General features: G+C 62.2%; 19 protein-coding genes. 8 read left to right on the top strand and 11 right to left on the bottom strand.

Going from position 1 to position 24,696, the window contains the following annotated elements:
* Positions 1 to 4,181: 4,181 nt before the first annotated feature.
* The 5 genes from trxA to AYX22_RS00130 form a co-directional block, all read right to left on the bottom strand.
* Positions 4,182 to 4,508 (bottom strand): thioredoxin, encoded by a 327-nt coding sequence (trxA, locus tag AYX22_RS00150; RefSeq protein ID WP_021473158.1) that lies wholly within the window; start codon positions 4,506 to 4,508, stop codon positions 4,182 to 4,184.
* 34 nt (positions 4,509 to 4,542) lie between these two features.
* Complete coding sequence (gene trxB, locus AYX22_RS00145) at positions 4,543 to 5,499, bottom strand: thioredoxin-disulfide reductase (protein ID WP_207595578.1); 957 nt, start codon at positions 5,497 to 5,499, stop codon at positions 4,543 to 4,545.
* Between the two features lie 229 nt (positions 5,500 to 5,728).
* Positions 5,729 to 7,471 (bottom strand): ABC transporter substrate-binding protein, encoded by a 1,743-nt coding sequence (locus AYX22_RS00140; RefSeq protein WP_207595577.1) that lies wholly within the window; start codon positions 7,469 to 7,471, stop codon positions 5,729 to 5,731.
* A gap of 141 nt (positions 7,472 to 7,612) precedes the next feature.
* The gene (murJ, locus tag AYX22_RS00135; RefSeq protein ID WP_207595576.1) at positions 7,613 to 9,625 is read right to left on the bottom strand and encodes a murein biosynthesis integral membrane protein MurJ; all 2,013 of its coding nucleotides are present in this window, start codon (positions 9,623 to 9,625) and stop codon (positions 7,613 to 7,615) included.
* A 26-nt stretch (positions 9,626 to 9,651) separates the two neighbouring features.
* Complete coding sequence (locus tag AYX22_RS00130) at positions 9,652 to 10,155, bottom strand: NUDIX hydrolase (protein ID WP_026005276.1); 504 nt, start codon at positions 10,153 to 10,155, stop codon at positions 9,652 to 9,654.
* A 196-nt stretch (positions 10,156 to 10,351) separates the two neighbouring features.
* Between AYX22_RS00130 and AYX22_RS00125 the strand changes: the two genes are divergently transcribed.
* Both AYX22_RS00125 and AYX22_RS00120 read left to right on the top strand, forming a co-directional pair.
* Complete coding sequence (locus tag AYX22_RS00125) at positions 10,352 to 11,821, top strand: CCA tRNA nucleotidyltransferase (protein ID WP_207595575.1); 1,470 nt, start codon at positions 10,352 to 10,354, stop codon at positions 11,819 to 11,821.
* Complete coding sequence (locus tag AYX22_RS00120) at positions 11,818 to 12,399, top strand: histidine phosphatase family protein (protein WP_089597061.1); 582 nt, start codon at positions 11,818 to 11,820, stop codon at positions 12,397 to 12,399. The genes AYX22_RS00125 and AYX22_RS00120 overlap by 4 nt, the downstream gene beginning before the upstream one ends.
* Here the strand turns inward: AYX22_RS00120 and AYX22_RS00115 are convergent.
* Positions 12,396 to 12,656, bottom strand: a complete 261-nt coding sequence (locus AYX22_RS00115) for a hypothetical protein (protein ID WP_207595574.1) — start codon at positions 12,654 to 12,656, stop codon at positions 12,396 to 12,398. The genes AYX22_RS00120 and AYX22_RS00115 overlap by 4 nt on opposite strands.
* A 355-nt stretch (positions 12,657 to 13,011) precedes the next feature.
* Between AYX22_RS00115 and AYX22_RS00110 the strand changes: the two genes are divergently transcribed.
* Positions 13,012 to 13,152, top strand: a complete 141-nt coding sequence (locus AYX22_RS00110; RefSeq protein WP_181151794.1) for a hypothetical protein — start codon at positions 13,012 to 13,014, stop codon at positions 13,150 to 13,152.
* 138 nt (positions 13,153 to 13,290) lie between these two features.
* Here the strand turns inward: AYX22_RS00110 and AYX22_RS00105 are convergent, their stop codons facing one another.
* Together AYX22_RS00105 and AYX22_RS00100 are read right to left on the bottom strand one after the other, a co-directional pair.
* Positions 13,291 to 14,625, bottom strand: coding sequence for an ISL3 family transposase (locus AYX22_RS00105; protein WP_231941989.1), 1,335 nt, complete (start codon positions 14,623 to 14,625; stop codon positions 13,291 to 13,293).
* 488 nt (positions 14,626 to 15,113) lie between these two features.
* Positions 15,114 to 16,448, bottom strand: a complete 1,335-nt coding sequence (locus tag AYX22_RS00100; protein ID WP_231941989.1) for an ISL3 family transposase — start codon at positions 16,446 to 16,448, stop codon at positions 15,114 to 15,116.
* Between the two features lie 155 nt (positions 16,449 to 16,603).
* Here AYX22_RS00100 and AYX22_RS00095 point away from each other — a divergent pair, with 155 nt between their 5' ends.
* Complete coding sequence (locus tag AYX22_RS00095; RefSeq protein WP_207595573.1) at positions 16,604 to 18,100, top strand: glycosyltransferase 87 family protein; 1,497 nt, start codon at positions 16,604 to 16,606, stop codon at positions 18,098 to 18,100.
* Between the two features lie 6 nt (positions 18,101 to 18,106).
* Positions 18,107 to 19,552, top strand: coding sequence for an NAD(P)/FAD-dependent oxidoreductase (locus AYX22_RS00090; RefSeq protein ID WP_207595572.1), 1,446 nt, complete (start codon positions 18,107 to 18,109; stop codon positions 19,550 to 19,552).
* A 6-nt stretch (positions 19,553 to 19,558) separates the two neighbouring features.
* On the opposite strand, the gene AYX22_RS00085 is transcribed toward AYX22_RS00090, so the two are convergent.
* Positions 19,559 to 20,164 carry an NAD(P)H-binding protein gene (locus tag AYX22_RS00085; protein ID WP_207595571.1) on the bottom strand — a complete coding sequence of 202 codons (606 nt, stop codon included), beginning with the start codon at positions 20,162 to 20,164 and terminating at the stop codon, positions 19,559 to 19,561.
* An 83-nt stretch (positions 20,165 to 20,247) separates the two neighbouring features.
* Between AYX22_RS00085 and AYX22_RS00080 the strand changes: the two genes are divergently transcribed.
* Entirely contained in the window at positions 20,248 to 20,646 is a 399-nt protein-coding gene (locus AYX22_RS00080) for a helix-turn-helix domain-containing protein (protein ID WP_207595570.1), read from the top strand.
* 11 nt (positions 20,647 to 20,657) lie between these two features.
* Here AYX22_RS00080 and AYX22_RS00075 read toward each other — a convergent pair whose 3' ends face one another.
* Positions 20,658 to 21,359: an ABC transporter ATP-binding protein gene (locus AYX22_RS00075; RefSeq protein ID WP_207595569.1), complete on the bottom strand. Its 702-nt coding sequence runs from the start codon at positions 21,357 to 21,359 to the stop codon at positions 20,658 to 20,660.
* A gap of 24 nt (positions 21,360 to 21,383) precedes the next feature.
* Positions 21,384 to 22,463: an ABC transporter permease gene (locus AYX22_RS00070; protein ID WP_207595568.1), complete on the bottom strand. Its 1,080-nt coding sequence runs from the start codon at positions 22,461 to 22,463 to the stop codon at positions 21,384 to 21,386.
* Positions 22,464 to 22,658: 195 nt separating this feature from the next.
* On the opposite strand from AYX22_RS00070, the gene AYX22_RS00065 reads away from it, so the two are divergent.
* Together AYX22_RS00065 and AYX22_RS00060 are read left to right on the top strand one after the other, a co-directional pair.
* The gene (locus AYX22_RS00065; RefSeq protein WP_207595567.1) at positions 22,659 to 23,939 is read left to right on the top strand and encodes a sensor histidine kinase; all 1,281 of its coding nucleotides are present in this window, start codon (positions 22,659 to 22,661) and stop codon (positions 23,937 to 23,939) included.
* The gene (locus tag AYX22_RS00060; protein WP_207595566.1) at positions 23,936 to 24,592 is read left to right on the top strand and encodes a response regulator transcription factor; all 657 of its coding nucleotides are present in this window, start codon (positions 23,936 to 23,938) and stop codon (positions 24,590 to 24,592) included. Before AYX22_RS00065 ends, AYX22_RS00060 begins: the two co-directional genes overlap by 4 nt.
* Positions 24,593 to 24,696: the final 104 nt, after the last annotated feature.

Here is a 24,696-nt window from a genome sequence, read left to right as displayed (position 1 = left end):
TAGGGTTCCGCGTCGTCGCTCTCCAGGACAGCACATCGCGGCCTCTCCCGCTCTCGCTCGAGCCGGCAGTAGTTGCCGGAGGTGCTGCCACGACCACTGTCCTATCGCAGGCGTAACGGATTGCCAGGGCTGAGGCGCTGTGTTCAGCTTTACGCGTTCTACCAAATCCGCTCGGGCTGATGAGAGAGAGGCATTGAGGTCTTCGAACAGACTGGCCCTCTCCCAGTGCGGAGCCGGTGAGTCCTTGGCAGCTGTATCAGGTAGGCACGCTTCCCTCGGCGTCAATGGGCTTTGGAACTTAGGCTAACCGTCAGGAACTTGGGCAGCTGGTTTCTCCGCAGCGTCACGAGGAACTTCACATCTGTGGCCCTTGAGCCCGTGTGTCCGGCGCTAACAGGCACCAACGGGCTATTACTGCGTACAGCAGCAGGTGTTGACGAATCTGGCATGCCTGTCGAAGCTGGTCCCATCCTTAGCTTCGTAGACGGGGGCTGTCACTGTGCCGGTACCGCCAATGTGGCCGTCGAGCAGACGGAAATAGTCCCCCGACTAATGCCTATGCCCCTCCACTACAGCATTGACCCTCCAAGTTGGAGTACGGATCCGTCAGGCAACGTTCGGGTGGGAGGTTTTCCGTAATGTCAGAGGATGGTCGTATTCCCCCCGGACGCGTACATGTACCTAGCCCCTGAACGCGCTGATGAGACGCTGTGAACCGGATTGGTCAGATGTCGCCCGGGCCGGCGCGTACTCGTCTCTTTTCATCCTTGTCCTCTTCAGGGAAGACTCCGCTGAGAGTGTTGAGAACTAGACGTGAGCCCTTGGCGACCTATGTTGCTTGCTCCCCCACCGAACATCAACGACTCGTGTTTCACGTGAAACAGGACGGCGACTGGCACGTCTACACATAGTCGGGAACCTTGAGTTACCTGTGTATATCGTGGTGGATATCATTGTGGATAAGTCTGGGGATAACCTGAGCCGAGCTGCAGCCCCTCTTGAGGCCCAGAGTGTGTTGAAGTGCCGAGGAGTCCTCCTTCCTTCTTTGGTGCTCCTTCTTCAAAAGGGCCCTATCCATGGCGGACTTATACACCGGCGGCCATAGTCGTAATTCTCCGTGTTTGGCCCCTCGATTCATTGATTTTCACTATGTACACTCGCGGGGCGTGCCCACTTTTACCTGGTAGGCAGAAAGTAGAAGACTCGACCCTCCTTGGCGGGGTCCCACCCACTACGGTTCGGCGAAATGATGCCTTGTGAATAATCTCATGGGCGGTGGATAAGCCTGTGGATAAAGCTGTGCACAACTTGCCGCCTGTGCGTCGTCCACCGGTGGACAACTGTACCGGGTGAAGCTGCTCCATGACCTCAGCACGTGTGTCCTGATGCTCTGATGCTTAGCAATGAATGCCGAACCGGATCGCGCATGAAGAGCATCAACGAGCCGGGGATCCAACGCCGTCGTAGTTTGCCATGGCACCTAAGCTTTGGGATCAATGGGGCGGTCCAGCTGACCGTCCTACTACGCACCGGAGGCCGTTGACTCCCGGAGATTCATCCGATGTCTTGAGTACGACACTCCGCGTGCTCCCACGCGCTGGCTTATGTGATTGAGTGCCCCGTATTCTCCAGGGGACTGTGCCTATACGTGTAGGCGGACGCCGCGGGCGTGGGCTGAACCGAAAGGCCTAATCCCCTGGACCCGTCCGCCTCTATACAGTGCTGGGGCACAACGGTCACAGACACAAGATCGAGCGGTATGGGGCTGCTCGCCTTGTGGCGGAGCGGGGTATAGAACTGCTCCCAGGAGCTCTGGGCCTGTGAGAGTCAGAGCCTGCTGGAGACGACGTCGTCTTATGATCCATTGAGGATCACTGTTATTCAGGCCGGGACTATGCGGCGTTTCACGTGAAACATTGCGGCGCCGACGGCTGATTGCCTTTGCCGGCCGCATGTTGGTATTTCCCGACGGTGGACATGTTTCGAGTGGTTGGTACGTCTGCTGGCGTCCTGCACGACGGCAATCGCAGGACACCTCCGGCCGTCGGTTAGACGACCATCTTTAGACAGCCTGTCTCTTCATTCAGTTCTTTCGATTCATGGTGTCTATTCCCCTAGGGGGCCCCTAGGCCCGACCGTAGGCCGTCCTAGGCTTCGCGCTTTCCTAATGAGGTCGGTCAGTACCGAACGGCGCGTCGCAGTCGGTGGTGGCGGACAACCCTGGACATCGTTGCATTGCAGGTTCACTAGTGCTGGAAAGTGCAGCTCGCCCCGACCTGCATTTGATCCATAGCGGGTTTGAGTGTGCTGAAGTACTAAGCCCTCCGGGAAACCGAGATCAGCACTGAGGCGGAATCTTCTTCCGCTGCTGCGACAAGTTTAGAGTCGCAGACCAAGAACGCATCTGCGCATGCTGATGAACGCGTATTTGCCGGTCAAGCCGTTACATCATGGCAAAGCATTTCTTCACGTATGGTCGTGGCCGGGCTGACGTGTTTCACGTGAAACACGTCGTGGCGCAGTGCGCGCATTCCTCGCTCCAAGGGCTTCTTCCTCATCGACACCTGGCGGCAGCATATTCAACGTGCATTGGCCCAGAGCTTGTTTGTCGAAAGACACCGGCGAGCAGAGGGTCCCCGCGTGGATCTGATTCATTGAGCGTGCACGCTCCCCCATCATGCAGGCCGGCGCCCTAGCTTTGCCGGATAGTCGCGGTAGCCCCTTTCATGGCCCAAGTCGTGATGCATCTATAGGGTGATTGCAGAACCGTCGGCGGCCTGGATGCACCTTGCTCAGAGTGTTCTCGATGTTTTCGTGGCCACTGGGCCCCCAATAGTCATTGCATCTGTGTATATCCAGGGGAGGGTCCCCACGGCGCCGATCTGAACACTCTCAAATGGCGTTTGAGTTTAGGGCAAGGTACCCCACTCTTTGTGCTTCCTATGAGGACGTGAGGGTGCGCGATTGGGCGCTAGCACGGCTGATGTCCCTCGCGGGACCCATTCTTCCTCCCTGCTTTGCCGCGCAATCCTCCTCAACAGCGACGTAGGCCCGTCAGAGCGAGGCGCCCACCCACGAGCTGCCCTGACGCGTTCTTCTGTCAGAAAGGCTCAAGGGCGATGACCAAGGACTCCCGGGATCGCCGAAACTGACAAAAAGTAACCGGAGGATCCTGCGGTTTATGCTCGTCGAGAGCACCTCAATGGCGGGCTTTCGCCACTATTCAGCCGTCACGCTTGGTCGGCCGGTGCCAGAACCGACGGGCTGGCGCACAATGCGGGCGGTCAAAACCGACCAAGAGAAGCATGTTTCACGTGAAACTTGCGCAAAGTCAGTGGACTAAGCGGCTGAGGAGGACTAGCCGTCGTCGTTTCACGTGAAACGACAAGGAGTGATCACATTCTGCATCCGTGAGAAGAGCGTGCTGCAGTGAACGTATTTCCGAACCGGGAGTTCCGGCAGTCGCTGGGTTATGAAGCCAGGCTCGGGCGTAGGAATTGGCCTGGTAGTCAGTTCAACTGAATCTGGGGATAGCCGGACAAGACTCCGTGGAGCAATCAGCATCCCCTTTGCTTCGAGCCTCTTTCTGAGCTCTTCACGCTGATGGCTTGCCCTGGCCGGGCGGGGGCAGAACGACACGCGTTGTGGTGACCTGTACTGCGGGTAGCATCATGCCGAAAACGGACGATCCCACACGCCTACCCCTCTGGCGATATTGAGCTATTTGCCTAATAGGACGAAGCTGCGGCTACTAGTTTCATTCCCGATTCCCGGGTCCTGGCATCGCACGTCAAAGATCCATAGGGCTCTGTTCAAGGGTGCATCCACTTCAGGATGGTGCATTCAGAAACTGAAGTTCTCCAAGGTCTCCGATCACACAGTGCCGACTAATCACTTCGGATCAGCATATTACCTCGCGGAACGACGGCCCGAGTGGGTGTGAGTGAGAGAGGGTGGGGTTCAAGGGCGTGGGATGTGAGAGAGGGTCAAAGTTTTGCCTACCCCAGGTAGGGAGAAGTGAAAAGCGCCCCACGAGTAGAGCACATGCCCACTACGGTAACGGGACCAGGAAAAGTAAACGCATATGGTTCATAACCCAATAACGACAAAAAAACCGACGGTTCCCGCTCCGTGAAGAGCAGCAACCGCCGGCTTTATTGGATTAAGGTGAGAAATCGACCCTAGGACAGGACGTCCGCGAATTCCTTCTCGAAGAACTGCTTCGGCTTGGCGCCGATGACAGTGCTCTTCACTTCTCCCCCACTGAACAGGTACACAGCCGGGATGGACGTGATGCCGTACTCGGCCGCGATGGCAGGGTTGTCGTCGACGTTGAGCTTCACAACATCAACTTTGTCGCCGTACTCGACGGAGATCTCGTCAAGGATGGGACCGAGCTTGCGGCAAGGGCCACACCACTCTGCCCAGAAGTCCACGATGACCGGCTTCTCTGAAGCCAGGACATCAGTGCTGAAGCTTGCGTCAGTTACGTCTTTTGCGTTGCTCATAACTTTTCCCTTCGTATGGTTGCTTGGTTGCAGCTTAGGAGTGCAAGTCTGCGAGGTAGTGCTCAACATCGAGGGCCGCTACACAACCGGAGCCCGAAGCCGTGATGGCCTGGCGGTAGGTGGGGTCGATGACGTCGCCCGCGGCGAAGACACCCTTGATGTTGGTCCGGGAGCTGCGGCCTTCCACGGCGATGGTTCCCTCGGGGGTCAGATCAACTTTGCCCTTGATGAGGTCCGTGCGGGGATCGTTGCCGATAGCGACGAAGACCCCGGTGACGGCGAGCTCGGATTCGGTGCCATCCACAAGGTTCTTCAGTTTCAGACCAGTGACCTTGTCTTCACCCAGAACGTCCTCCACCGCGGTGTTCCACACGAAATTGATCTTCTCGTGGGCCTGAGCGCGATCGCCCATGATCTTCGAAGCCTTGAGTGTGTCGCGTCGGTGGACCACCGTGACAGACTTTGCGAATTTGGTGAGGAACAGTGCTTCCTCCATGGCCGAGTCGCCACCACCGATTACAGCGATGTCCTGATCCTTGAAGAAGAAACCATCGCAGGTTGCACACCAGCTAACGCCGTGGCCTGAGAGGCGTTTTTCGTTCGCCAAGCCGAGCTCGCGGTAGGCCGAACCGGTGGACAGGATGATGGCCTTCGCCTGGAAGGTCTCACCCGTACCGATAGTCACGGTCTTGATGTCGCCGTCGAGGTCCAATTCGGTGACGTCCTCGAACTGGATTTCGGTACCGAAACGCGCGGCCTGCTTTTCGAAGTTCTCCATAAGGTCCGGGCCCATGATGCCGTCTGGGAAGCCCGGGTAGTTTTCCACGTCTGTGGTGTTCATGAGTTCGCCACCAGCGGTGACGGAACCGGCAATGAGCAGAGGCTTCATGTTGGCACGGGCGGTGTAAACAGCGGCTGTGTAGCCGGCGGGGCCTGAACCTACGATGATGACGTCACGCACCTGCGATGCGCTGTTTTCTGCAATGCTCACGTGGCGTGAACCTCTTCCTTAGTCGATGCTGCGGCTTTCGGGGCAGCCACCTGACTCAACCCCGGTTGCACCCCAAATATTCCGTTGGGGATGGGGACCCTGAAAGCCACCATTGTTAAGGGTACCGTCTGCGCGCATGCCGATAATAAGCGGTGACGCCACTAGGGATGAAAGTAGAGGCCGTTCTGACGAGTCACAACGGCCTCTACTACTACTTGGTTGGGTGGGGCTACTGGACCGTGACCTCTGCCAAACGCAGGCCGAATCCGAAACGGGTCTTCGGTGCAGCCAGCTTGGGCAAGGCCTTGATGTCCACAATGACGTACTGGGTCTGCGTCGGCGCCGCCAAGGGCATGGTCAGCTCCGGGGACGTGAAGCTGTTGGTGCCTACCAGCTTGGCTCCGTCCATGGCAGGGCGGTCGTTGGTGTAAACGCTGATGCTGCCGCCGGATCCACCCAACTGGTTCAGCACGATGGACTTAACCTCGGTCTTTTCCTTGAGCTCGATCACCAGCGGCATGTTGGTGACGAGTCCACCCCAGTCGGCTGTGGCGAATTCCATGTCTGACCAGTAGCTTGCCGCGTTGCCGTCGAAGGCCCTGGCGAGGTCTTTGTCGTACGTGGCCGCGAAGGGGAAGTCACCGAGACGGGAAATGCCCTCGATGGCAGGCGGTGTGGCCGGTGGCGCCGTCTCCGTAGGAGTTGGCTCCTCGGATTGCTGCGTGCTGCTGGTTTGAGGTGCAGAGGTGCTCTGCGTGGCCGCGGGGGCACCGCTGGGAAGGAGGCTGCCCAGGTTGGTGACGGCAAGGACAAGTCCCACGATCAGCACAGCAGCAAGCAAGCCACCGACGAGCCAACGGAGGGAACGTGGCTCCTTCTCCGGAGCGTCGTCCTCGTACACTTCCTCGTCGTCGTAGTCTTCCTGCACAGCGGCCGACGCCGGGAAGCTGCTGGGGGCACGGTCGTAAGAGGAGTCTGCGGTGCCTCGTGCAGCGGCCGCGGTACCAGCCGCGGCACCGCCAGCGGCAGCACCTCCAGCAAAGCCGTAGTCCTCTTCGGACCACAACGAAACCTTGGGTTCGGCCGGTTCACGCGTTGGTGCCGGCTGGGCATTGACTGCCTGTGTTCGCGGCTGTGTTGGCGGTTGCGCCGGGGCTGCCGGCGGAGCCTGAGGAGGTGTTGGCTGCGATGTCACGGCCTGCGTTGGCGGCTGAGCCGATGCACCCGACCCCGCAGCACCCGATGAAGAAGCGCTTGAAGCAGCGGCACCGGAGCCGGAGTCAGCGGCACTATTGCCGGCGACCGCACCACTGTCGGCGGCAGCACCGGCGTCGTGGTTCTTGGATCCCGAGTTCTTCCACGCGGCCAAACCGGCGGCACCAGCGCCGGCGGCGGCAGCAGCCAGTTTGCCGGCGATGCCGCTCTTGGATGATGACGGGCTGGAAGCTGGTCTCGGAGGCACGTTGCTGCCCTGGGGAGCGGCAGCAGGATCGGCATCGCCCTCACGGTGAATCGGGTAGCCGTTTTCGTCGTACTGGATGTACTCGGCGTCGTGTTCGTCGTCTTCGTACAAGCCGTCGTAGGTCTCAGGCTCATAGGTCCGTGGCTGGCCGAAGATCTCGCTTCCGAGCGTCTCAGTGAAGAACGGCTCGATGTACGGCGGGTTGGTCGCGACCACCAGGTCCAGCAAATCGGGAGCGCTGCTGTGGTTGGTGATGAGGTAGGTGGTGTTGTCGCTGACGCCGAGGTCCAGGATCTGGACATGGCCGGGGCGTTCCCCCGTGGCGACTTCACGGGCGCTCTGGGCAACCTGCTCAGCGTTTCCGGGGCCGGCGACAAGGATGCTCACGGGACGGTTGAGGACCTGGTCCACGCCGTCGAGCACCTGATCTTGGTCATGCGAGGTCAACACATTGGCTGTGACCTTGTAGCGGCCGCCAAGTACTGATCCGACGTCGATCGGGTGGGACACGTGTTCCTCCTAGGCTGTCCGGGAGTTGCGGGCCCTGCACGCGGCCGGCCCGGCGAGCCGGTTCAACCGCTTTTGCAACTACCTGTATTCATTTTCTAGCCTAGCCGATTGATGCCCTGCGCCCACGTTGGCGCCACCGGCTCACTTCCGGTGGTTTCCGCGGGTTGGGAAGTAGGGATTGCGCCCGGCATCGCCTTGGTAGGTGCGGCGGCCTGGCAACGGGACCTGTGGGCGGAACCTGCTGCCTCGGGCCGTGCTCGGGGCGTCCTCTTCCGGAAGGTAGGTTTTGGGGGCGTCCGGAACGTCAGGGGTGGGCTGGGGAGCAATGCGTTCCACAGCTGGGCCTGCACGGTAGGACGCGGCGTCGAACTCTCCCGAGATGCGCGGAATCAAACCGGTATCGTCCGAAACAGTGGCGCGTGCCGCCGTCGTGGGTTCCATAACGGCGCCGGTCACCGGCGCGGGGGCGCCGCGTCCGAAGCGTCCCATGAGCGGACGCATGAGGTCGCGGAGTTCGGTGACATGGAAGACGCGGAGCAGGACCAGGTAGGCGAGCAGCATGACGGGCCCGACGACGGCCACCGTCACCAGGGCGGCCGGGCGGCTGCTCCACGCAAAACCGTCGGCACGGTAGCTGCCGAGCAGCCACAGGGCGCCGGCGCCCGCAAGCGCGGAACCGAGGCCGGCGTAGCCCATGCGGATGTACGAATTGGCGATGCGCGGGCCGTCGAGGTGCCCCAGCATCCGGCGCAGGAACATCACGCTGATCACCACGGACAGAATGTTGCCCAACGTGTACAGGATGGCGATCGCGTAAATGATCTGCCCGACAGGGAGGAACTGGATGAAGAACGCGCCCACCACGTAGATCACGGCCAGCCACAGCTGGACGTACAGGGGTGTGCGGGCGTCCTCATTGGCGTAGAAGACGCGGGACATCATGAAATTCGCGCTGAGGAACGGGGTGCTCAGGGCGAGGATGGTGAGTGTTTGGGCCAGCATGACACCGTCCTGCGGCTCGCCACCGGAGAAGAACATGCCCAGCGGACCAGCCAAGGCGAACAGCGCCAGGGCACCGAAAACCGTAGCAACGGCCATAGTGCGGAGGCCGTGGGAAAGGGCGTCGCGGAGTTCGGCTTTGTTGCCGTCCTGCGAAGCGCGTGTCATGCGGTTAAAGAGGACGGTGGCCAAGGACAAAGCGATGATCGAGTGCGGCAGCAGATACAGCTGGCTCGCGACTTCCAAGACGGCGTTACCGGGCAGGACAGCCGCGGCGGCCTTGTCGCCTGCATTGTCCAACCGAAGGCGCTCAGCACCGGGAATGGTGGCGATCCTCATGACGTAAAGGAAGGCCAACTGCCCGACGGCGGCCGTCGCCAGCGTCCAGACGCTCAGCTTGGCTGCCTGGCCCAGTCCAACGCCGCGCCAGCCGAAACGAGGCCGCAGGCCCAGGCGCAACCGGAAGACGGGAATGAGCAGGATAGCCGTCTGCGCGACTACGCCGAAAGTAGAGAAACCGGCAATCAGGAGCGTCTGGGTGGGCCCCCAATTGTCCAGAGTGTGGGGGTTGTAAACGTTCTCGCCAAGGATCCAGATGAACATGCCCAAGCCGGCAATGGCCACCAGGTTATTAAGGATGGGGGCCCACATTGCGGGCCCGAATGCTCCATGGGCGTTCAGCACCTGGGTGAGGAGGGCGTAGAGCCCGTAGAAGAAGATCTGAGGCAGGCACCAGAACGCGAACGTGACTGCGAGGGCCTTTTGCTGCTCGGAGTAGCCCTGGGTGGTGAGGTCAATGACCAGCGGCGCCGCGAGGGTGACCAACGCCGTCAACGCCAAAAGGACCAGTACCGCCAGGGTCAGGAGGCGGCTGATGTAGTCCGCGCCGCGGTCCGGGGCCTTGCTGGCTTTGATGATCTGCGGAACCAGGACGGCATTGAAAACGCCGCCGGCAACCAACAGGAAGATCAGGTTGGGCAGGTTGTTGGCGTTGATGAAGGTGTCATTGACCGTGGAACCCAGGCCGAGTGCTGCGCCCAGCATCCATGTTTTGGCGAAGCCAAGGAACCGGGAAACCAGCGTCCCTGCAGCCATGATGGCGCTGGAACGGGCTTCTCCGGACTGAACGGACTGGGTGGTTTTGGCTTCAGACATCGCCTTTATCGTCCCACGTACCGGGCTCAGAGGTGTTCCGGCAGCACTTCCCGTGCCAGGTCGGCGATGCGGCGTTCGTTAGGGAAGGACAGTTTGCGTGCCAGTTCCTGGATGGGAACCCACGCAGCGTCCACGGCTTCCTGATCGGGATCATTCTCGATGGTCAGTTCGCCACCCGTTGCCCGGAGCAGGAAATGGTGCACTGTTTTGTGAACCCGGTGGCCGCTCACAGTGAACCAGTAGTCGATGCTGCCCAAGGGCGCCAGGATGCTGCCTTCGATGCCGGTTTCCTCGGCAATCTCACGGACAGCAGCTTCCTCATTGTTCTCGCGGCCTTCAGGGTGGCCCTTCGGCAGGCACCACTCCAGCCGGCCACCCCTATTAAGGCGGGCAATAATCGCAACCCGGAGTTCGCCGTCGGACGTGTCTACTACAACACCGCCCGCTGAGACTTCCTCCACAGTGGGAAGGGAGGCCTGGACCGGGTGCTGCTGGGCAGGCGCGACGTGCGCGCCGATTGCCGACGGCAACGGTGCGTTTGTCCTCCTGCCAGGAGCGCTCGGGATCGGGTTGGCCATGAGGTCCACTCTAACGACTCTTGCCCTCGAGTGATGACCGGGACATGGCCACAAGATGGACTGCAGGAGATGCTCCGCGGACACATGCCTGATTTCGCATGGAACAGTGGCCCAATGCCGAGCAAAAATCTGCCAAGCTTAAGGAACTATGGCGCACGTATTGGACAGCTCTTCAGTTAACTTCACCATCGATCCGGTGGTGCTCGACCTCGGGCAGCGCTTTGTCGATGCCGGCTTTGAGCTGTCCCTGGTGGGTGGACCTGTGCGCGACCTCTTCCTGGGGAGGACATCCCCGGACCTTGACTTCACCACCGATGCCACGCCGGACCAGACAATCGCCGTCATCAAGAAGTGGGCGGACAACTTCTGGGAAATCGGACGCGCCTTCGGCACCATCGGAATGAAGAAGAGCGGCTTCCAGATCGAGATCACCACCTACCGCGCGGAGGCTTACGACCCCGATTCACGCAAGCCGGTGGTGGCGTTCGGCAACTCCCTGACCGATGACCTGCTGCGGCGCGACTTCACCATCAATGCCATGGCACTGCGGTTGCCCAGCCTGGAACTCGTGGACCCGTTCGGCGGTGTCCGCGACCTCCACGCCTCCGAGCTCGCCACACCCGGTGCGCCCGAGGCATCCTTCTCCGACGATCCCCTGCGCATGATGCGTGCGGCACGTTTCGCGTCCCAGCTGGGCGTGTCGGTCCACGACGACGTCCGTCTGGCGATGTCACAAATGGCCGACCGTATCAAGATCATCTCCGCCGAGCGCGTCCGTGAAGAGCTGGTCAAGCTCATCAACGGAGCGCACCCGCGTGTGGGCATCGACCTCCTGGTGGACACAGGGCTCGCAGAGTTCGTGCTTCCGGAGGTGTCAGCCCTGAGGCTCGAAGCCGACGAACACCACCGCCATAAGGACGTGTACCAGCACTCCCTGCAGGTACTGGAGCAGGCCGCTGCCTTGGAAACGGGACCTGACGGTCCAGTGCCCGGCCCGGACTTCGTGCTGAGGTTCGCTGCGCTGATGCACGACGTCGGCAAGCCGGCGACGCGTCGTTTTGAACCGGGCGGCGCGGTCAGCTTCCGTCATCACGATGTTGTGGGGTCCAAGCTGACGGCGAAGAGAATGAAGGCACTGCGTTTTGACAACGAGTCGATCAAAGCAGTGTCCCGCCTGGTGGAACTCCACATGCGCTTCTACGGCTACGGCGACGCGGGCTGGAGCGATTCCGCGGTCCGCCGGTACGTGACCGACGCCGGTCCCCTGTTGGAGCGTCTGCACCGCCTCACGCGTTCCGACGTCACCACGCGTAACCAGCGCAAGGCCGACCGCCTGTCCTTCGCCTACGATGACCTTGAGCAACGCATCACGACGCTCTTGGAGCAGGAGTCGCTGGCGGCTGTGCGGCCCGACCTTGATGGAGCGCAGATCATGGCACTCCTGGGGCTCAAGCCCGGTCCCGTGGTGGGCAGGGCCTACAAGTTCCTTCTCGAAGAACGCATGGAACACGGACCACTGTCCCCCGAGGAAGCCGAGCAGAAGCTTTTGGCTTGGTGGGAAGCGCAACCCGAGTCCGCCGTCGTCGAGCCTTTGACCGAAACTGAGGAGCCTTCATGAACGCTGCGACTTCCCCACGTCCGCAACTTTGGATCCTTCGCCACGGCGAGACGGAATGGTCCAAGAGCGGCCAGTACACCGGCCTGACGGACCTTCCCCTCACTGTTGAGGGTGAACAGCAGGCTGTGGAGGCCCGCAAGGTCCTGGAGGGCATCGACTTCGACCTCGTCCTGACCTCGCCGCTGCGCCGTGCCCGTCGCACGGCGGAACTGGCCGGCTACCCGGAAGCCGTGCACGAGCCCCTTGCGGTCGAATGGAACTACGGCGACTACGAAGGCATCAGCTCCGACCTCATCCGCAAGGACAACCCGGACTACCTCATCTGGACCGATGGCGTGCCCAACGGTGAAACCTTGGACGAAGTAGCCGCCCGGGCAGACAAGATCATTGGACGCGTCCTGGAATCCGGAATGGACAATGTCCTGGTGGTGGCACACGGGCATTTCTCCAGGATCCTCACCGCGCGATGGCTGGAAATGGATGCGCGCGAAGGCCGGCACTTCATTCTCGGAACTGCAAAAGTCTGCACTCTCGGGTGGGATAAGCGGACGCCGGCAATTGTGCGTTGGGGCCTCTAGAACACGAATTTAGAAAACTTTTGGCGAATTAGCCATTTGTGCTGGTCAAATCCCCGGTTCATGGGGTAGCTTATATCTTGTTCCCAGAGCGACCCGCCGGGAACCAGGCGCGCATTCTCCGGTTCAGTCAGCCGGAACAATGCCACAGCAGGCTGGTTATCAGCCAGAAAAGGAGGTTGGGAAAAATGATTACTTTGACTAGCGGACGGAAGTTGACCGTCACTGCTACCCCGGCCTCTGCTGATGATCGACGCCATTTTTGCTCTCTGACCCACTCCTGAACAATCCGGACCGGCCCTGACGCCGGCGGAGTTTCGTGGTCGGCCACTCTCTGTGGTTGGCCTTCTGAGTAGTCAGTTGTAGGCGCGGACCCACGCAGCATGCCGCGGGTGCGCAGTTTCCCCAAAGTTCGGAACCAGCTTCTTGTTGGGTCGACTGCTGGAAGCACGCGCAATTGTGCACGATGATTCGGGTTTTCCTGATTCGGTCCGCTTTTATCCCCTTATTAGCCTCGGCTGTTTATGCCCTTTTCTTGCCATGAATTCTTTGAGTTCATAAGGCTCTAATTGCTGTGCCTAAATTCCGATGATTTACCTTGGAAGGAGGTGAACCATGCGAAAACGCCCGGAAGACATGCGCTTCTTCAAGAGCACCAATGCTCCCAAGGACCGCACGCTATTCAACGGCCAACTGCTGGACCAGCGCCGTGAAGACGTCTACGTTGTCCTGCACCAGATGGGACTCATCCGTTGATGCCCTGCAACCGCCACTAAGGAGTTCAGGTGCCACACCTTCATGCTGAACCTCAAGGAGCCCACGCGGCTACGCGTGGGCTCCCCCCTTTTAAGGGCTCTTCACGGTTCGTGGTGAACGTTCTGCCGTGAGGGATGTTCATGCCGCTGTTCTGGCGGCACTGCGCAACAGGATACGGGTTTTGTAGTTGCGTGCGTTGGTGAATCCCCGACCCGTCCTCTTTATGTGTTTTATCGCGGTGTTGTTGGCTTCCACTTTCGCGGTTGTCGCACCGGTGACAATGAGGACTTCGATCTCTTTCCACCACCGGCAGATTGTGCGCCACAGCCGGTTCGTCTCCGGCTGCGCGGCTCGCTCGACCAGGACCTGCAGCCGGTCCTTCGCGGCGGCAGCGTCGGCAAGAGAGCCGGTAGTCAGCAGGGCCCGGAGCTGTTCCTTGACCAGCCACGCGGCCTGCAGCTTCCCGGTGACATCGTCGGTCGCGAACACGTTGCTGAGCCTGTCCCGGGCCCGATCCGAGAGCGTGTCCCCGGCGCGCAGGAGCAGTCGCCGGTTGGCCCAGACCGGATCGATGGAGCGCCCCCGCCGACCATGGGTCTGCTGGGTGAGTCGTTGCCGGACTTCGGTGAGCATGTCGTTGCCGAGCTTGACCAGGTGGAACGCGTCGACTGAGACAGCGGTGCGTGGAAGCCACATCCGCAGGGCCTTGCGGAACGCCGCCGAGGGGTCGATGGCAACGACCTGCACGCCCAGCCGCCACTGAAGCGGGCGGGCGAACAGCCAGTCTCCTACCCCCTCGCTGTCGCGGCCGTCAACGATCCCGAGGACTTGTCCGGTGTCGAGATCGACGATGGTGGTCATCCAGGGTTCGTAGCGTTTCCAGGCCTTCGTGGCAGGGTCGCGGAAGAACCGCACGGACCGGTAGCGGTGTTCATCGATGCCGAGCATCCGCGGTGCCAGGGCATCGACATCGGGCAGCGTCAGCGCCGCGGAATCCAGTGCCCGCTGGACAAGCCACCACGAGACACCGAATGAAGAGGCAGCCTCGGCGGCGGCCCTCCCGGAACCGATCACGGCGGCCACCAGGGCCTCACGGAGCCGGCGGGTGGACCGTGCCCGGCGCGGTACCTCGGCTGTCTCCTCGGTGAATGTCCGGCGGGGGCACAGGTACTCATCGCAGAAGAACCTCCGCTTGGCCCAGACCACTTCGACCGGGCCGGCGACAGGGATGTCACGCAGGCGTTGTGACCGGCGTGAATGCACGCGGGTGCTGATCACGCCGCAGGACGGGCAGCCGGCCTCGGCGGTGGCCACGACGCGGATCCGTCGCTGCCCGAAGGCGAGGACCTCGGTGCCGGTGACCCGGTAGTCGGGCAGGTTGAAAATGGCGGTGGCAGCATCGGGGCGCGGCGAAGTAGGCTCGTTCAAGGCTCGTAGCTCCTGACTCTTGATGAATGCGTAGAGAACATCCATCACAGCAGGGCTACGAGCCCTTCAGATTTCAAGACACGGAACCTGTTTCACCATCAACCGCGAAGAGCCGTCAATAGAAATAGTTGTTGCGACGGGCTTTCCGTGTGAATCCAGGACCGCGGCTGTTAGTTTCCCGGAGGACTTCCAGCCGGCGGGAAGAGGGGCAGCGCGAAGCAGAGGAACAGGGCATTACCGGCTGTCCCCAGCAGGGCGGGAAAGTGCCGCCCCTGCTACCGCTTTCTCTCACTTCAAGCTGGATATTCTCCCGAGCGGTGTGTCCGGGGGATTTCAGGAGCGTATTCTCCCCAGCTGCCGCCAGGCCCCCGTTGCCAGCGTCTACCTTCCTCGCACCGAGCCCCATGAAGCTCTTCCAGGGCAATCCCTCAGTGTTGCCCGCGAGGGCAATGAACTCGGCTAATTCAATCCGGCCGGGCCGTAGTTTGTGGGCTCTTCACGGTTCGTGGTGAACGTTCTGCCGTGAGGGATGTTCATGCCGCTGTTCTGGCGGCACTGCGCAACAGGATACGGGTTTTGTAGTTGCGTGCGTTGGTGAATCCCCGACCCGTCCTCTTTATGTGTTTTATCGCGGTGTTGTTGGCTTCCACTTTCGCGGTTGTCGCACCGGTGACAATGAGGACTTCGATCTCTTTCCACCACCGGCAGATTGTGCGCCACAGCCGGTTCGTCTCCGGCTGCGCGGCTCGCTCGACCAGGACCTGCAGCCGGTCCTTCGCGGCGGCAGCGTCGGCAAGAGAGCCGGTAGTCAGCAGGGCCCGGAGCTGTTCCTTGACCAGCCACGCGGCCTGCAGCTTCCCGGTGACATCGTCGGTCGCGAACACGTTGCTGAGCCTGTCCCGGGCCCGATCCGAGAGCGTGTCCCCGGCGCGCAGGAGCAGTCGCCGGTTGGCCCAGACCGGATCGATGGAGCGCCCCCGCCGACCATGGGTCTGCTGGGTGAGTCGTTGCCGGACTTCGGTGAGCATGTCGTTGCCGAGCTTGACCAGGTGGAACGCGTCGACTGAGACAGCGGTGCGTGGAAGCCACATCCGCAGGGCCTTGCGGAACGCCGCCGAGGGGTCGATGGCAACGACCTGCACGCCCAGCCGCCACTGAAGCGGGCGGGCGAACAGCCAGTCTCCTACCCCCTCGCTGTCGCGGCCGTCAACGATCCCGAGGACTTGTCCGGTGTCGAGATCGACGATGGTGGTCATCCAGGGTTCGTAGCGTTTCCAGGCCTTCGTGGCAGGGTCGCGGAAGAACCGCACGGACCGGTAGCGGTGTTCATCGATGCCGAGCATCCGCGGTGCCAGGGCATCGACATCGGGCAGCGTCAGCGCCGCGGAATCCAGTGCCCGCTGGACAAGCCACCACGAGACACCGAATGAAGAGGCAGCCTCGGCGGCGGCCCTCCCGGAACCGATCACGGCGGCCACCAGGGCCTCACGGAGCCGGCGGGTGGACCGTGCCCGGCGCGGTACCTCGGCTGTCTCCTCGGTGAATGTCCGGCGGGGGCACAGGTACTCATCGCAGAAGAACCTCCGCTTGGCCCAGACCACTTCGACCGGGCCGGCGACAGGGATGTCACGCAGGCGTTGTGACCGGCGTGAATGCACGCGGGTGCTGATCACGCCGCAGGACGGGCAGCCGGCCTCGGCGGTGGCCACGACGCGGATCCGTCGCTGCCCGAAGGCGAGGACCTCGGTGCCGGTGACCCGGTAGTCGGGCAGGTTGAAAATGGCGGTGGCAGCATCGGGGCGCGGCGAAGTAGGCTCGTTCAAGGCTCGTAGCTCCTGACTCTTGATGAATGCGTAGAGAACATCCATCACAGCAGGGCTACGAGCCCTTCAGATTTCAAGACACGGAACCTGTTTCACCATCAACCGCGAAGAGCCCTTTTAAGGGGCTTTAACGGCGCTGGTGCGGGATGATGTTGGCTGCGTGTGATGCTGCAGCCAAGGCGTGACTGTAAGCTCGATCCATGCAGGAGACGAAGCCGCACCGGCAGCAAAAACGTGCCCGCTTTGTGGTTCCCAGCCGCAGCGACTCCCTGCTTCGGAACTTCACGGAGCTCATTGGCGGGCCCTTGGGGAAGCACTCGTCTCCGGGACAGCCCTCCTCCGGGCCGTACACCGTTGAACGGGTCCTCATCGTCCTGACCGTAGTGGCCGCGATACTGGCAGTTCTCGCCAAGGAGTACTGCCGCGTTAATGGGTGGCAAACGCCCGGGCAGTTCTACGCCACCTGCTACTCCGACTTCCCCGAGCTCTTCAAGAACCGCGGCCTCGGCGATGGCATCTTCCCCTTCTTCACCCAGGGCAGCCTGTTCGAGTACCCCGTCCTCATGGGAATCATCGCCGGTATCACGGCGTTGATGGTCCCTGGCCAGGGGGTGGGCAGCGAACGCATCCTGGGCTATTTCGATATCAACGCGACATTGATCGTGGCCGTCTGGATGATCACCGTGCTGCTGACGGCACGAATCAACAAGCGTCGCCCGTGGGACGCCGCCATGGTAGCCGTCGCGCCCGGGATCATCCTTGCCGGCTTCATCAACTGGGATATGTGGGCCGTGGGGCTGCTGGCCCTGGGAATGTACTTCTTCTCACGGGACAAACTGTTGCTTGCCGGGGTGTTCATTGGACTGGGCACGGCCACCAAGCTTTACCCCGTCCTGATCCTTGGCGCTGTACTGGTCCTGGCACTGCGCAGCGGCAAGCTGCGGGCCTTCTTCGTCACCGCCGGTGCCGCCTTGGCTTCGTGGCTCGCAGTTAACCTGCCGATCGCCGCCATGAATCCCTCCGGCTGGCGCTACTTCTTTGAGTTCACCCAGGAACGCCCGGCCGGGTACAGCTCTCCGTGGTTTGCTTACAACCTGGTGGCCGACCGGGTCCAGTGGACGCAAATGAATGCGGCCACCATCAATTCGCTGGCGCTGTACCTGTTCATCCTGGCGTGTGCACTTATTGGGGCCCTGGCGTTGTGTGCGCCGCGGCGCCCCCGGATCGCCCAGCTCGTGTTCCTCATAGTTGCTGCGTTCATCCTCACCAACAAGGTGTACTCACCACAATTTGTCATCTGGCTCATCCCGCTCCTGGCTCTGGCCCGGCCGCGTTGGCGCGACTTCCTCATCTGGCAGGCAGCCGAGGGGCTGCATTGGGCTGCAATTTGGATGTACCTGGGCCAGGCGACCAGTGGCGGCTCCGTCCAGCACAACATCGATATGTCCTACTACGTGCTGGCAGTCGGCCTGCACATGACGGTGACCGCCTACCTTATGGCACGGGTGGTCATGGATATCTGGGATCCCGCACAGGACCCTTTGCGCATCCACGGTGAGGACGATCCCCATGGAGGGCCCTTTAACGGGGCCCCGGATTGGCTCCGGATAGACCTTTTCCGGCCGTCGCGGTCCTTGTTGCCGTGGAGCGCTGCCCACCGAGCCGTCGAATCCCAGCAGTCCAGCGAGCGGAGGTAACCGGCCATGGGTGATGTCGCCGTCGTCGGAGCCGGTCCCAACGGTCTGGCCGCCGCAGTGGTCATGGCGCGCGCCGGCCTGGACGTTCGCCTTTACGAGGCCGCGGAGGCAATCGGCGGTGGCTCGCGTACCAGTGAACTCCTGGAACCGGGCTACCTCTACGATGTCTGCTCCGCTGTCCATCCCATGGCCCTGGCGTCACCGTTCTTCCGCGCTTTCGAGCTTTCCCGGCGGATAGACCTACGGGTTCCGGAAGTCCAGCACGGCACTCCCCTGGACACAGGCGGCGCGGCGCTGGCGTACCAGTCGCTGGAACGGACGGTCTTGGAACTGGGCGTGGACGGTGCGGCGTACCGACGGCTTCTGGGGCCTTTGGTGGAGCGTGTCAACGGAGTGGTGGACTTTACCTCCAACCAGCTGTTGCGTATGCCGAAGGACCCCTTGGCGGCCGCCCTGTTCGGGCTTGCCACCCTTGACCAGGGGACGCCACTCTGGAGCCGCCGTTTCCGGGAAGATGCGGCTCCTGCGCTGTTGACGGGAGTCATGTCGCACGCCCTCGGTTCGCAGCCGTCCCTCAGTTCCACCGGCGCCGGCCTCCTCCTCAGCGTGCTGGCCCACGCGGAAGGCTGGGCCATTCCCGTCGGAGGGTCGATGTCCATCGCGAGGGCCATGGCAGACGACCTGACGGACCACGGCGGGACAATCCACGTGGGTGAACGCGTGGACTCGCTGGATCAAGTCCGGCCCGCGAAGGCCATCCTGCTGGACGTCGCTCCGCCCACCTTGGCCAGGCTCGGCGGAACTGAAGTCCCCGACCGCTACCGGCGTGCACTTGAAACATTCCGATTCGGGAATGCGGCCTGCAAAGTGGATTTCATTCTGTCGGGACCCGTTCCTTGGCTGGATCCCGGATTGGCGAAGGCAGGAACCGTCCATGTGGGTGGTTCGCGGCTTGCCATGGCCGAATCCGAGAACCTGGTGGATCTGGGCAAGCATCCCACCGAGCCGTACGTCCTGGTGTCCCAGCCATCGGTAGTAGACCCCACCCGGGCACCGGAGGGCCGCCAGGTTCTCTGGTCATACTGCCATGTGCCTGCCCATTCCACGGTGGACATGGCTGAGGCCGTGACGGCGCGGATTGAGAAGTACGCCCCCGGTTTCCGGGACGTCGTGGTCGCTTCACAAACCACGACGGCGGCGGAATTGGCTGCGTACAACGAGAACTATGTTGGGGGCGACTTCAGTGCCGGACTCCTGGACCTGCGCGGCTTGGTGCAGCGGCCCGTGGTGTCAAACGCGCCGTGGAGGACACCGATGCCGGGTGTATATCTGTGTTCGTCGTCCACACCGCCCGGGCCCGGTGTGACAGGAATGCCCGGGTACCACGCAGCGAAACATGCCCTCAAGGACATCTTTGGTGCGCGCGTACCCGGGCTGGGCCTGGGGCTTTAGCTTGGGTTAGTTGGCGGCCGTGAAACGGGCGCGCCGGTGGGCCGGGGTTTCGATCTCGTCCAGCATGGCTACGGCGTAGTCCTGTGAAGAGATGCTGTTGCCGGCAGGGGAATCCTTGGCCACGGTGTACTCGCCGGTGCGTTCGCCCGGCTGAATGACCGGAGCGGGGGCAAGGACGGTCCAGTCAACGGATTCCGGGGTCTGCTTGACGGCTTCGAGGGCCTTGGCTGCGGTGGTCGCCTCAGCTTTGTAGGCCTCCGGGAAGTCCGGGGAATCGAGCAGGCGGACACCATCGATTTCCAGGGTGCCGGCACCGCCGACGATCATGAGTCGCGTTCCTTCGGCGTTGCTGTAGGCGGTAGCCATGGCATCGAGCCATTCGCCATGGTCGCCGCCGGTGCGGCTGGGACCCGTAGCCAGTACGACGACGTCGTGCTCTTTTGCGATGGAGGCGAATGCCTGGCCGTCAGCCAGATCCGCCGCCTGGGCGGCGGCGCCGGGAACCTCTGCGCCCTTGCGGGATATGGCTGTCACCTCATGGCCGCGGGTGATGGACTCATTGACAATCTGGCTGCCGACCATGCCCGTTGCGCCGTAGACTGCGATTTTCATAGCTCTCCTTGGGGTTGGTATCCTTGCAATAACACAACGGTATCCACCGGATACTGATAGCTTCAAAGGAACTGGGTTACCTCATGGATACTAAAGACCTGGCCGGCAATGTCCTGGATCCCAACTGTCCGTCGCGGGTGGTTTTCCAGCGCATCGGCGATAAGTGGGCCTCATTGGTGATTCAAGTGCTTGGCGACGGGCCGGTCCGTTTTTCGGAACTGCGCAAAATGGTGAACGTCGTGACTCCAAAGGTCTTGACGCAAACCCTGCGCGCCTTGGAGCGCGACGGCCTCATTACGCGGACCGTCTACGCGCAGGTACCGCCTCGGGTTGACTACGAACTGACGGCCTTGGGCGAGTCCCTGCTGCCCCCGCTGACGATGTTGCGCCATTGGGCCGAGACCCATGTGCCCACCATCCTCGAAGCCCGCGACGCCTATGACGACGCCCAGGACGAGGCCCTCCTCCGTTCACCCAACTGATCAACTGCTACTTACTTGGGCTGCGCGGCGGGGACCAGTGCGGGGCTGATTCGCCCGTCGCGCATGGTGGCGACGGCGTCGGTGAGGGGCAGGAACTCTGTGTCGTGGGTGACCATGACAGTGGCCGTGGAGAACTCATCCGTCACCCGCCGCAGCAACCGGACGATGGATTCGCTGCGCTCGTGATCCAATGCAGCAGTTGGTTCATCCACCAGCAGGACGGTTGGGTTGCCCATGAGCGCCCGGGCAATGTTCACCCGCTGACGCTGTCCCCCTGACAACTGATGGGGCCTTTTGTGTGCCGCTGTGGACAGGCCCACAACGTCCAGCAGCCCCTCGGCCGTGCGGCGGGCTTCTTTCAGCGGATTGCCCCGCAAGTGCTCGCGGATCAGCAATTGCTCGACGGCGGTCAGCGAGGGAAGCAGGTTTGGTTGCTGGAAGATGATGCCCACCTTGTCCCGGCGAAGCGCCGTGCGGTCGGCCTCCTTGAGGGCGGAGACGTCCTGCCCATCGATGACGACCAGCCCGGCGGTGGGTGTCACGAGAGTAGCGGCGACGGCGAGCAGCGAGGACTTGCCGGATCCTGAAGGACCTACCAAGGAGAGAAATTCACCCCTGCGAACGCTGAGGTTGACGGCGTCGAGTGCTTTGAGGGTTGAGCCGCCATCAGGGTATTCGAGGGAGACGTTGACGAGGTTCAATGCTGTAGTCACGATGTATGCCTTTCGGGGTATGTTTTAGTTGCCGCCGAGGGCAAGCAATGGATCGACCTTGGTGACTTTGCGGACTGCGAGGACGGCACCGCCCAGGCCAAGGATGACGATTCCGGCAATGGGTACCAGCGTGGTCAAGGGAGTGATGAGGAACGGCGCGGCCTGGGCCGCGAGCAATCCGCCGGCAAGTCCCAACGAGCCGCCCACGGCTGCTCCGGCCAGCAGTACCAAAGCTGCCTGCGCCAACGCATCCCGCAACACGTAGCCTGAGGACGCACCCAGCGCCTTGAGCACGGCAATATCGCGGGTACGTTGCACGGTCCAGACGGTCAGGAATGCCACAATCACCAGCGCGGAGATCCCATAGAGAAATGCCTGCATCAGCATGAGTGATCCGTTCTCACTCTTGTATGAGGCCAACGCCTGGAAGGACCCAACGGGATCCGCGCTCACTGTGCCGGCCGCCGCATTGGCGGCATCGATGTCCAAGGAGGTTCCGGCGTCGTGCGTTACCGCCAGGATTGTGGCAGTGCCTGGCGTCGCGTGTGCGACGGACCTCCAGGTTTCCAGCGTCGTCCAGACCACTCCAGTGTGTGAATACCACTGGTCCTCAACAACCGCCGAGACGGTGAGATCTTTTCCGCCAACCCGGACCCGGCTTCCGGCCTGCAGCGACAGGTCCTTTGCCAAGGATTCACCGATCACAACCGTTCCGTCCTCCACTGCTGAGGGAGCCACAGAGCCGCCGAAAACTGCGACGTTCGCCGTTCCGCTCGGTGTGCCGCCATCACCAAGTGACTGGAACCGCGTCTGGCTGATTCCCAGTGCCTGCACCGACGTAACGCCCGGCTGTTCCCGCCAAGCCTCGAGCTGCTGGCTGGAGACTTCCGACTCCGTATATGAGGCCTTGGGCTCACCTCCGGCAGGAGCGCCGAAGACGATCTGCTGCACGTGCAGCGCGGCAATGGCCGACGTTGATTGGTTACCCAGGCCTGCCGTCAGCCCGGAAAGCATGACGAGCAGTAAGGTGATCAGCGCGACCACGCTGCCCATGAGCGCGAAGCGGCCCTTGGCGAAACGGATGTCGCGGATGGCGAGAAACATCGGATTCCTTCGGTTCGGTGCGGGCTTGGTCCCGGCACAATCAACCTTTCCCGCGATGCCTCGCGAAGACATCGGGAACCGGATGGATTCGTTCACGCCAAGGGGTTGAAAGGGCGATCATCCAAATGGTTGATTCAGCCGCGGGGACACGGAATCCGGCCCGGTTCGCACATCGCCGGGGATACGCTGGGAGGCATGCAGTCCACCGGCGCCGCCACCATCCTCCGCGTGCTGCGGGTGTGCCTGCACGTCGGCTTCGCGGTGCTGCTGCTGGTGGCCGTCGTACGTTTGCTGACAGGTGTAGGAGTTGCCGGGTCGCCTCCAACACCCGTGGCCATGGCAGCGGGTCTGGGACTCTCGGCACTACTGGCCGCGGTGTATCTGGCTGGCACAATCCTTGAGAAGCGCTACGCCAGCGATGCCTCCCGCTTCAACCCCACGCCGTATGCGCGGTGGTGGCTAGGCGCTGTGATGATCCTGTGGCTGCTGCTCCTTTTGGTCAGCGGTGACTTCGCCTGGGTAGCCTTTCCCCTGTTCTTCGTCCAACTCCACCTTCTCCCCCGGCGGCTGGCACTCCCGGCGATTGCGCTCAGCACCATCCTGCTGATCGGAGCATTGTGGTTCCATAGCCGGGGGTCGGTTGACGGTGGCCTGCAGCTGGCGATGGTTCTGGGGCCGGTGTTCGGGGCTGGCTTCGCCGTGGTCACCGGGCTGGCGTACCGTGCGTTGTTCCTGGAAGCCGAGAACCAGCGCACTGTTGCCGACGACCTTCGCCGTACACGCGCTGAACTCGCGCAAACCCAGCACGACGCCGGCATGCTTGCTGAACGTGAACGGCTGGCCCGCGAAATACACGACACCCTGGCCCAGGGATTTTCCAGCATCATCCTGATGGGCAGGTCCGCGGAGAAAGCCCTTGATGACGGGGATCCGCAGGCAGCCAAGGAACGGTTGAGGATTGTCCAGGACACAGCGTCCACCAACCTTGCCGAAGCACGGAGTTTTGTCCGCGGCCTGCGGTCGCCCGATCTGGAGCAGTCCGGCCTGGTGGACACCCTGCGCCGGCTCTGCGACAAGACCGAGACCGAGGCCGCTGCCCGGGGTACGGCGTTGCGCTGCCGCTTCGAGCTGGTGGGTACGCCTGTGGAGCTGCCCAACACCTACCAGACCACCCTGCTCCGGGCCGCCCAGGCTTCCCTCGCGAACGTGTGGGCACACGCCCACGCACGTGCCGCCGTCGTGACTCTGTCCTTTCTTGGCGCTGAGGTGACCTTGGACGTTTTCGACGACGGCAAAGGTTTCGAACCGTCGACGGCGGCCGGTACAGTGCGTGGCGACGGCACCGGCGTCGGGCTTCAAAGTTTGCGCGAGAGACTGGCCGCGCTGAACGGCAGACTGGAGATTGAGTCGGCGCCTGGCGAGGGGACTGTAGTGGCCGTTCGGGTGCCGCTTCCGGCAGACGAAGGTGTTTCATGAGTGACATCCGCATCCTCTTGGTGGACGACCATCCCGTGGTCAGGGCCGGCCTCCGCGCCATGCTGGCGGATTTCCCGGGAGTGACGGTTGTTGCGGAGGCATCCGACGGTGATGCTGCCCTGGTGGAACTCAGCAAGCTCAACACCCTCGGAGAGCCTGTGGACCTGGTGCTCATGGACCTGCAGATGGGCAGCGGCATGGATGGCGTGACGGCTACGGAGAAGATCAAGGCGGGTGAGGCCGGGAGTCCCCCGCCTCCCGTTCTGATTCTGACGACTTACGACACCGACGCGGACATCCTGTCCGCGGTGGAAGCGGGCGCCAGCGGTTACATGCTGAAGGATGCCCCGCCGGAGCAGATCCGGCAGGCCGTCCTGTCCGCGGCTGCCGGGCAGACCGCGCTGGCACCGGAGGTTGCGGCGCGGCTCATGGGGCGTATCCGGAACCCGTCGCCGGCGCTCAGCGGCAGGGAAGTCCAATTACTGGAACTGCTGGCGACCGGCATGAGCAACAGGGCTATGGCCAAGCAACTCTTCATTTCCGAGGCCACTGTGAAGACACATTTGGTGCACATCTACTCCAAGCTCGGGGTGGATAACCGCACGGCTGCCATCGCCGTTGCGACGCAGCGCAGGATCATCCGCGGGCACTGAGTCCCGCCGCTCTGCCGGGCCCTCCCTGACCTGGTTGGGTGGGCAATTTTGGTGAAACGGTTGACCTTTGGGTTTTTTGCAGTGACGATTAGTGCACGTTTCGC

This window comes from Arthrobacter sp. D5-1 (assembly GCF_017357425.1).
Lineage (GTDB): Bacteria > Actinomycetota > Actinomycetes > Actinomycetales > Micrococcaceae > Arthrobacter.
This window is presented reverse-complemented; position numbering and strand designations above follow the sequence as displayed.